Source organism: Paragemmobacter kunshanensis (genome assembly GCF_011059185.1).
In the GTDB taxonomy this organism is placed as follows: Bacteria; Pseudomonadota; Alphaproteobacteria; order Rhodobacterales; family Rhodobacteraceae; genus Paragemmobacter; species Paragemmobacter kunshanensis.
Window position 1 is genome coordinate 1 of sequence record NZ_JAALFE010000104.1, and the last position, 748, is coordinate 748.

General features: G+C 71.1%; 1 protein-coding gene. It reads left to right on the forward strand.

Features of this window, described 5'->3' with window-relative positions; all coding sequences use genetic code 11:
• Positions 1–39: 39 nt before the first annotated feature.
• Positions 40–663, forward strand: a complete 624-nt coding sequence (locus G5V65_RS23065) for a hypothetical protein (protein ID WP_165054773.1) — start codon at positions 40–42, stop codon at positions 661–663.
• Positions 664–748: the final 85 nt, after the last annotated feature.

The window sequence follows — 748 nt, forward strand, 5'->3', positions numbered from 1 at the left end:
CGCTGCGCGTCCCACCCTCCAACTGAAAGGAGCCGCGCAATGTCCGGACCCTGGAACGACTTCAACTCCGCCCAATCGAACACCAACGTCATCCCGAAGGGTACGCTCGCCAAGGTGCGTCTGACGCTCCGCCCCGGCGGCTTCGACGACCCCTCGCAGGGTTGGACCGGTGGCTGGGCGCGCCGCGCCGCCACGGGCGCCGTCTATCTCGACGCCGAATACACGGTGCTCGAGGGTCCCTATGCCCGGCGCAAGGTCTGGTCGCTGATCGGCCTCTACAGCCCGAAGGGCCCTGACTGGGCCAACATGGGGCGCGGCCTGATCCGTGGCATCCTCAACTCCGCGCGCGGCGTGTCGGACAAGGACAACTCGCCGGAGGCTCAGGTGCGCCGCCGCATCAACGGGTTCGGCGATCTCGACGGGGTCGAATTCGTCGCCCGCATCGACATCGGCCAGGACACCAACGGCGAGGACAAGAACGAGATCCGCGCCGCGGTCACTCCCGATCATCGCGACTACGCCGCGCTGATGGGCACGGTCGCGCCGCGGTTCGCCGCCGCGCCGGCGCAGGGCCACGCAGCGCAGCAGCCCACCACGGCCACCCAGCCCAGCCAGCCCGCGTCCGCTCCCGGCGCCGCCGGTCGGCCGAGCTGGGCGCAGTAAGGGGGATCCCGGCCATGCGCCTGCGCCCCCGCCAGAAGACCTTCGTCGAGCGCAGCGTGGCTGCGCTCGCTTCCCGCGGCAACAC

Bases quoted from the DNA above. Each gene is read 5' to 3' on its own strand.
- G5V65_RS23065 (WP_165054773.1), top strand. From the start codon at position 40: ATGTCCGGACCCTGGAACGACTTCAACTCCGCCCAATCGAACACCAAC.